The following is a 6,668-nucleotide window of genomic DNA, read 5'->3' on the forward strand; positions in this document are numbered from 1 at the left end:
GCTTTTGGGAAGGGAAATGCACGGAACGTGCCGGCCAGAGGGGCACCAAGGTGCCGCACGAAAGTGCTGTAGCTACAAGCACTTATGGCGGGCGCTTGAGGCGCGTAACGAAATTGGGGTGGGGTTTATTCCATCGAAATGGGTAACTTTCCTCGGATTTGGTGGTAAAAAGTCTTATTGGCCTTCGCGCCGGGACCGGTCCCGTGGATCGCGCGCGGCCGCCCCTTCATCCAGATGCGGGGCCAGCGGGGGCGCCGGACGCGGCCGTGGTACGCGCCGCGGCCTTTCTCACGGCGGCCGTGGCCGGGCCAGCTAAAATCCAGGGCTTTGGCCGCCGTGCCGCCTCTCGTTCGGGCGCGCGGCGCCTCCACCCGCTGAACAAAAGGACTGCGCCGTCCGGCGCGCCGCAAAGGCGAGCCGTGACCTCCACCGCGCCCATGGCCACCAATTTCCTGACCAAGATCTTCGGCTCCCGCAACGACCGCCTGCTCAAGCAGTACCGGCGCACCGTGGAGCAAATCAATGCGCTGGAGTCGAAGTTCGAACAGCTGTCGGACGAGCAGCTGCGCGGCAAGACCCAGGAATTCCGCGACCGCGTGGCCCAGGGCGAGTCCCTCGACGACCTGCTGCCCGAAGCCTTCGCCGTCGTGCGCGAGGGCTCCAAGCGCATCATGAAGATGCGCCACTTCGACGTCCAGCTGATGGGCGGCATCGCGCTGCACCAGGGCAAGATCGCCGAGATGCGCACCGGCGAGGGCAAGACGCTGACGGCGACGCTGCCGGTGTACCTCAACGCCCTCTCGGGCAAGGGCGTGCACGTGGTGACGGTCAACGACTACCTGGCCAATCGCGACGCCCAGTGGATGGGCAAGCTGTACAACTTCCTCGGCCTGTCGGTGGGCGTGAACCTGCCGCAGATGCCCAAGGACGAAAAGCAGGCCGCCTACGGCTCGGACATCACGTACGGCACCAACAACGAGTACGGCTTCGACTACCTGCGCGACAACATGGTCTACGAGACCGCCGACCGCGTGCAGCGCCACCTGAACTATGCGATCGTCGACGAGGTGGACTCGATCCTGATCGACGAGGCGCGCACGCCGCTGATCATCAGCGGCCAGGCCGAGGACCACACCGAGCTGTACATCACGATGAACAAGGTCGTGCCCCTGCTGACCAAGCAGGAAGGCGAGGCCGACCCGCGTACCGGCGAGGGCGTGACGAAGCCGGGCGACTTCACGGTGGACGAGAAGACGCACCAGGTGTTCCTGACCGAGCAGGGCCACGAGCGGGCCGAGAAGGTGCTCTCCAACCTGGGCCTGATCGCCGAGGGTGCGACGCTGTACGACCCGGCCAACATCGCGCTGATGCACCACCTGAATGCGGCGCTGCGGGCCAACCACCTATACCACCGCGACCAGCACTACGTGGTGCAGAACGGCGAGATCATCATCGTCGACGAGTTCACCGGCCGCCTGATGCAGGGCCGCCGCTGGAGCGACGGCCTGCACCAGGCCGTGGAAGCCAAGGAAGGCGTGGAGATCCAGGCCGAGAACCAGACGCTCGCCTCGATCACCTTCCAGAACTTCTTCCGCCTCTACGGCAAGCTGGCCGGCATGACCGGCACGGCCGACACGGAAGCGTACGAATTCCAGGAGATCTACGGCCTCGAAACCGTGGTCATCCCGCCGAACAAGCCGAGCTGCCGCGACGACCAGCTCGATCGCGTCTACAAGACCACGAAGGAAAAGTACGACGCGGCCATCGAGGACATCCGCGAGTGCTACGAGCGCGGCCAGCCGGTGCTGGTGGGAACGAGCTCGATCGAGAACTCGGAAATCATCTCCAACCTGCTGCAGCAGCACAACCTGCCGCACCAGGTGCTCAACGCCAAGCAGCACGCGCGCGAGGCCGAGATCGTGGCGCAGGCCGGCCGGCCGAAGATGATCACGATCGCCACCAACATGGCGGGCCGCGGCACCGACATCGTGCTGGGCGGCAACGTGGAGAAGGCGGTCGAGGCGCTGGAGGCCGACGAGGCGGCCGATCCTTCCACCAAGGAGCAGCGCATCGCCGAGATGCGCGCGCAGTGGCAGAAGGACCACGAGATGGTGGTGGGCCTGGGCGGCCTGCGCATCATCGCCACCGAGCGGCACGAATCCCGCCGCATCGACAACCAGCTGCGCGGCCGCTCGGGCCGCCAGGGCGACCCCGGCTCCTCGCGCTTCTACCTGTCGCTGGACGATCCGCTGATGCGCATCTTCGCCGGCGACCGCGTGCGCGCGATCATGGAGCGCCTGAAGATGCCCGAGGGCGAGGCGATCGAGGCCGGCATCGTCACCCGCTCCATCGAGAGCGCGCAGCGCAAGGTCGAGGGGCGCAACTTCGACGTGCGCAAGCAGCTGTTGGAGTACGACGACGTCGCCAACGACCAGCGCAAGGTGATCTACCAGCAGCGCAACGACATCCTCGACGCGAAGGACCTGTCGGCCCAGATCGCGTCGCTGCGCGAAGGCTGCTTCACGGACCTGGTGCACCAGTTCGTGCCGCCGGAATCGGTGGAGGAGCAGTGGGACCTCGCCGGCCTCGAGAAGGTGCTGGCCGACGAGTGGGGCATCGTGGTGCCGCTGCGGCAGGAGGTCGAGGCCGCCACCGCCATCACCGACGAGGACATCGTCGAGCGCGTCGTCGCCGAGGCGCACAAGGCCTTCAAGGCCAAGGTGGACCTGGTCGGCGAGGAGAACTTCACCCAGTTCGAGCGCATGGTGCTGCTGCAAAGCATCGACAGCCACTGGCGCGAGCACCTCGCCGCGCTGGACTACCTGCGCCAGGGCATCCACCTGCGCGGCTACGCCCAGAAGCAGCCGAAGCAGGAGTACAAGCGCGAGGCCTTCGAGCTGTTCGGGCAGATGCTCGACGCGGTGAAGAACCAGGTCACGCGCGTGCTGACGACGGTGAAGGTCCAGTCCAGCGAGCAGATCGAGGAAGCGGCCGAGGAGCTCGAGCAGCGCGCCGAGCGCGTCGCCAACGTCACCTACACCGCGCCGACCGAGACCGGCGAGGTGGAAAGCACGCTCGACACCGCCACGGCGCAGGCCGCCCAGCGCCGCCCGATGGCGGGCGCCGTGGCCGGCGCCATTCCGCGCGTGGGCCGCAACGACCCGTGCCCCTGCGGCAGCGGCAAGAAGTACAAGCACTGCCACGGGCAGCTGAGCTGACGGCGGGGCCTTGTCTTCATAGAAGGCTGGCGCGACCGCGGCAGGTGACCCGTCAAACCCAAGCGCTTGCGCGCATCGCTGGGGTTTCGCTGCGCTCCACCGCCAGCCTACGCGGGGGTGAGTACCCTCGTTATCACCCGTTGTGGTGAGATCGTCACAGGTAGTCACACGCCCCTGTCAGAATTGACAGGGGGGCTTGGCTGCTAGTCCTGCACGTGACGCTTCGGCTGGCGCGCCAGCCAGCGGCTGTAGCTGTTGTCCGGGTCGGGCCCGTTGGGCGCGTCGACGGCGAACAGCGCCCCCAGCAGCGCTCCGCCTTCGCCGATCGGGAAGGCGTTGACCAGGGCCGGCGGCTGCGTGGACGAGAGCGCCTGGCGCAGTTCCATGTCCGCCAGGCGCAGGCCCTTGCGGATGTCTTCCAGGCCCGCGGCGGGCACGCCCGCCACCTCGGCCAGTTCGGCCAGCGCATGCAGGCCCGGCGGCGTCTCGAGCTGCAGCCAGCCGATCTTGCCGGCCGCGTCCATGCCCAGCACCCCGAACGGCGCGCCGATCACCACGTGCTCCACCCAGTTCTTGGCGCAGAAGGCGGTCAGCCAGCTGTCCACGCCGGGGGCGCGCAGCAGTGCGCTCTGCTCCTGCGTGAGGGTGGTGCGCCAGGTCTGGGCATGGCGCGCGTGGGAGGTGAACAGCAGGTGCTCCACCGCCTCGATCAGGCGGCGCGAGATGTCCTGCGTCTGCTTGGGAATGAACTGGTCGATCAGGCCGCGGTTGAAGGCGCGCACGGCCACCTGCTCGTCGGCCTGCCCCGTGAGCAGCACGCGGGCGCCGGGCCAGTCGCCCAGTTCCGACAGCACCTGCAGGCCGTCCATGCCCGGCATCGAGAAGTCGACCACGCAAACGCGCGAGAGCGCGTAGCGCTCGGTGTACCGCGACCAGTAGGCGAGGATCTGGGGGATGAGGGGCTTGCCTTCCCGCCACAGCGCGATGAGCTGCTGCTGGTTCCAGGCGTCGGCCTCCCAGAAGGGCGGCTCCTGCAGCAGGTGGGCGATGCAGTCCGTGGGGCGCAGGAACAGCTTCAGGTGCCATTGCCGCGGGAGCACCAGGGCCAGCATCTCCAGGTAGTCCGGGTCGTCGTCGAGGAAGACGACGGTGCCGGGGCGGTGGAACAGGGGAAAGGTCATGGATGGGGTTTTGCCTGCCGCATTGTGCTACGCGACCGGCAATTCGACCGTGAACACCGCGCCATGGTGACGGGCGGACTTCACGCGGATGGAGCCTTGGGCGGCATGGATGACGCGCTGGCAGAACGCGAGGCCGAGGCCGTGTCCCGTGCCACGGTCGGTGGAGAAGAAGGGTTGGAAGATGCGTGCCTGCAGTTCGGGCTCCATGCCGACGCCATTGTCGGTGAAGACGATGCGGCCCCGCGGGCCGTGCGCGCCGATCTCGATCAGCAGGTCGCCGGGGCGGGTGGCGGAGAAGGCGGCCGCCAGCGAGCGCAGCGCGTTCTTGGTCAGGTTGTCGATCACCTGCAGGAACAGCCGCTCGGAGCCGACGAAATGGAAGTCGCTGTAGACCCGGATCACCACGCACTGGCGCTCGCGCGAGCTGCGGAAGGGGTAGTTGGCGATGGCGCGCTGCACCAGCTGGGCGGCGGACAGGCGCTCGGCATGCGCGGCCAGCCGCATCAGGCGGGCGTTGGTCATCTGCATGTCGATCTGGTGGTTCATGTTGCGCACCAGGTTGTTCACGCGCTGGGACAGCTGCTCCAGCCGCTCGCCGGCCTCGCCGGGATGCGCCGGCGCCTCGTTGCGCAGCGCCTCGCCAATGAGCTGCATGGTGGCCAGCGGCGTGCGCAGTTCGTGCGCCATGATGCCCATGGTGTCGAGCGTCGAATTGAGCTGCTCGCGCCGCACGTTCGAGGTGGAGACGCCCAGCGTGATGCTCATGAACCAGCTGAAGGCGAGGACGACCCAGTTCACGATCGCCGCATCGGAGGGCACGGGCGGCACGTCGGGGCCGAAGTTCACGAACGCGAGCCAGGCCACCAGCACCCCGCTGGCGGCGCCGATGGTGGCCAGTCGCCAGTCGGTGAGCTGGTAGTAGATCAGCACCATGGCGACCATGCCGGCGAGCCAGACCGCGTTGCCGCTGTTGCAGAAGTACATCCACGTGAAGAACCACGGCAGCGTGACCCAGAAGATCACCGACAGCCCGATGCCGGCCGCGCGGGAGGGCGGCGAGCGGGTCACCATGGCCATCGCCAGCAGGCCGGCGCCGCCCAGGGCCATCAGCAGGCGCAGGAACAGGTTCTCGTACGGCTGGGGCAGCCAGAGGGCCCAGACCACGTAGAACAGCGGGTGCCCCAGCAGGGTGCACACGCCCAGGGCGCGGATGCGCCAGTGCGAGGGATGCAGGATGGAATCCGCAATCGGCGCCAGCACCTCAGTCGCCGCCCACTTCCGCAGGCGATAGCGCAGGTTCTCGAACACGGCGCGCGCGGGAGCGGGGGTAAAGCTGGGCCGGTGCAGGTCCTCGTTCATGGGTAGGGGTCCGATGGTGATATTGTCACAGCCCGGCGGTGCCACCAACGAGAACCCATGGGGATCCCTGCTAACTTTGACAGTGTCAGCCTCGATGGGATCCTCAGCGACTGGGTGGCGGCGCTGCGGGAGTTCTCCGTCGAGGCCGTCGTGGTGCTCGGGCCCGACCCGTTCGGCGGCAGCGACGACCGCCAGGTGGTGGCCGTGCACCCGCCGCTCGTCGCCGAAGCGGCCACGGCCCTGGCCGAAAGCCGCGACTTCGGGGCGCGCTGGCGCGATTCCGATGCGCCGCTCGTCGCCTGGCAGACGATCGGCAAGTCCGACCCCCATGGCACCAGTCGCTGGCGGCTGCTCTGGCTGGCGCACGGCTACCAGACCATGGTGCGGGTGGAGTTCTCGCTGCCGGCCGGGCGCGCCTTCGAGTGCTTCATGTTCAGCCCGCGCGAGCTGACCGACCGGGCCGAGGCCGCGCTCATGGCCTGGTCGGCCCTGAACATCTGGCCGCTCGTCAAGCGTTCGATCGCCAGCGCGCGCTCCATGCTCAGCCCGCGCGAGCTCGAATGCCTGGAACTGGCGTTCCGCGGCCTGACGGCGCGCGAGACCTCGCAGACGCTGCAATGTTCCGAGCGCACGGTCAACTACCACCTGGCGAATGCCATGAACAAGCTGCGGGTGGACAACAAGCTGGCGGCGATCCAGCGGGCCTGCTGGCTGGGCGCCCTCTAGGAGCGTGGGCGGCAGAGAAACGGGCCTGCGCCGGGGCCTGGGAGCCCGCCAGCCGAGGCGTGGGCGACGACGTGTGGTCGATCCACATGAGGAGTCCGCAACGACGGATGGCGGGCTCCCAGGCCCCGGCCCGGAGGGTTGGGGGGGGGCGGGGGGGGGGGGGGGGGTGGGGGGGGGGGGGGGG

Annotated in this window: 4 protein-coding genes; 2 read left to right on the forward strand and 2 right to left on the reverse strand. The window is 68.3% G+C overall.

Features of this window, described 5'->3' with window-relative positions; genetic code table 11:
- Nucleotides 1-437 precede the first annotated feature (437 nt).
- Entirely contained in the window at nt 438-3,218 is a 2,781-nt protein-coding gene (secA, locus tag WG923_RS16560; RefSeq protein ID WP_340352082.1) for a preprotein translocase subunit SecA, read from the forward strand.
- A 203-nt stretch (nt 3,219-3,421) separates the two neighbouring features.
- Here the strand turns inward: secA and WG923_RS16565 are convergent, their stop codons facing one another.
- Nucleotides 3,422-4,399, reverse strand: coding sequence for a response regulator (locus WG923_RS16565; protein ID WP_340352073.1), 978 nt, complete (start codon nt 4,397-4,399; stop codon nt 3,422-3,424).
- A gap of 27 nt (nt 4,400-4,426) precedes the next feature.
- Nucleotides 4,427-5,758 (reverse strand): sensor histidine kinase, encoded by a 1,332-nt coding sequence (locus tag WG923_RS16570; protein WP_340352074.1) that lies wholly within the window; start codon nt 5,756-5,758, stop codon nt 4,427-4,429.
- 57 nt (nt 5,759-5,815) lie between these two features.
- Between WG923_RS16570 and WG923_RS16575 the strand changes: the two genes are divergently transcribed.
- Complete coding sequence (locus WG923_RS16575; RefSeq protein WP_340352075.1) at nt 5,816-6,484, forward strand: helix-turn-helix transcriptional regulator; 669 nt, start codon at nt 5,816-5,818, stop codon at nt 6,482-6,484.
- Nucleotides 6,485-6,668 lie beyond the last annotated feature (184 nt).

The organism is Ramlibacter sp. AN1133 (assembly GCF_037890035.1).
In the GTDB taxonomy this organism is placed as follows: Bacteria; Pseudomonadota; Gammaproteobacteria; order Burkholderiales; family Burkholderiaceae_C; genus Ramlibacter.